Source organism: Pseudoalteromonas aliena, assembly GCF_038155085.1.
Lineage (GTDB): Bacteria > Pseudomonadota > Gammaproteobacteria > Enterobacterales > Alteromonadaceae > Pseudoalteromonas > Pseudoalteromonas aliena_A.
The window spans coordinates 1-1,944 of the sequence record NZ_JBAKAU010000038.1; the positions used below are offsets into that span (position 1 = coordinate 1).

A 1,944-nucleotide genomic window follows, 5' to 3' on the forward strand; every position below is an offset into this window, starting at 1 on the left:
TAGCTGATGGAGAGCTGACCATTGAAGCCAGCGTGAGCGATAGCGCAGGCAACACCACCACATTGAGTGAAACCGCGACACTGAACACCACCGCACCAAGCATTAGCATTAATGCCTTGGTTGATACCAACGACACCACGCCAACCATCAATGGTACAAGCGATGCAGCAGATGGCACTACCATCAGCTTAACGCTTGAAGACAGTGCAGGGAATATTACGACTGTTGATACGACCGTCACCGGTGGCGTATGGAGCGTTGATGCACCAACTGATTTAGCGCAAGGCGAATACACGGTAACCGCCGAGGTAGATGACGGCCTAGGAAATATAGGCAGCGCTACCGAGACAGGTCAGATAGACCTTACAGGCCCGAGCCTTATTATTACCGACAACGGTGTGGGCAACGACACCACGCCAACGATTGCAGGTACCAGCGATGCACCTCAGGGAAGTGAAGTCACCATTGTTGTCACTGACAGCAACAGCGTAGCGCAAACCATGAGTGCCACCGTACTTGCTAATGGTACGTGGTCAATCCCTGTACCGGTGGCTCTTGCAGAAGGTGCATACACTATTAGCGCGAGTGTTGAAGATGTGGCAGGCAACGACACCACGGCCATCGGCGCAGGAGAAATAGATACCATTGCACCGACACTTGAGTTAACCAGCCCAGGTTCAAGTAATGACATCACCCCGACACTCAGTGGAACAAGCGATGCAGTTGAAGGCACAGTGATCAGCTTTACCGTAACGGATGATTTAGGGGCCGAGCAAACGTTCACCACCACGGTTGATGCTGATGGCAACTTCTCAGTAGAAGTACCGACTGCATTGGCTGAAGGCCCTTACAGCATCGAAGCAAGTATTAGCGATGCAGCGGGTAACAGCAATGATATTACCGGTAGCGGTAATATTGATACCACCGCACCAAGTGTGAGCGTGGATGCGCCTGTACTCACTAACGACAGCACACCAAGAGTGACAGGCAGCAGTGATGCGCCAAACAGCACCATTACCGTCACCTTTACGGATGCGGACAATGCAGTTCAAACCATTGATGTACAAACGGATATCAACGGTGACTGGAGCGCGACACCAACGACTGATTTAGCTGAAGGGAGTTACAATGTTAGTGCAAGCATTACTGATGCAGCAGGTAATACCGGCACAGGCACAGACAGTGGTGAAGTGGATATAACTCCACCGGCACTTGCCCTTACGCCGACCTTTGAGCTTGGTTTATTAGTTACTTTAAGTGGTACGTCAGACTTGCCAGCTGGCAGTGAAATTGCCATTACCGAGCAGCTTGTTAACGGGGGGATTGGTGCAACATACACCACCACAACAGATGCAGATGGCAACTGGTCATTAGTGGGTCTGGATGTATCGTTACTTGATGTTGGCTCAGTGATCGCCACAGCCACCGATGCAGCCGGTAACACGCGTACAATTAGCTCAGACGACTTTGATAACACACCACCCACGCTTACTGTTGAGGTTGACGCACAAAGCGATACCAATACCCCAGTTATTAGCGGCACAAGCGATGCGGGCGAAGGCGCACAAGTTACTATTGTGGTCACCGATAGCGATGGCAACCCACAAATCATCACAGCGCTTGTGGATGCAAACGGCGATTGGAGTGCTACACCAAGTACACCGCTAAGCGAAGGCGAAAGCATGATTGAAGTGAGCGTACGCGATAGCGTAGGCAATGAAACCACCGTGGGTGAAACCACCACTATCGACACGCAAGCGCCAACCTTAACCATTCAAAATGTAGGCGATGTAAACGACTTAACACCGACATTACAAGGCACCAGTAATGAAGTTGGTGGCACAGTCACACTTACTGTGACCGACAGCGACGGCGCTGTACAAACCATCACCAGCACCGTTGAAAGTGATGGCCACTGGGATATTGAAATCCCCAGTGCGCTTG

The 1,944-nt window shown here is 51.2% G+C and carries 1 protein-coding gene; it reads left to right on the forward strand.

Going from position 1 to position 1,944, the window contains the following annotated elements; genetic code table 11:
• On the forward strand, positions 1 to 1,944 hold a 1,944-nt coding region (locus V6260_RS18425), incomplete at both ends, for a beta strand repeat-containing protein (RefSeq protein ID WP_341595559.1).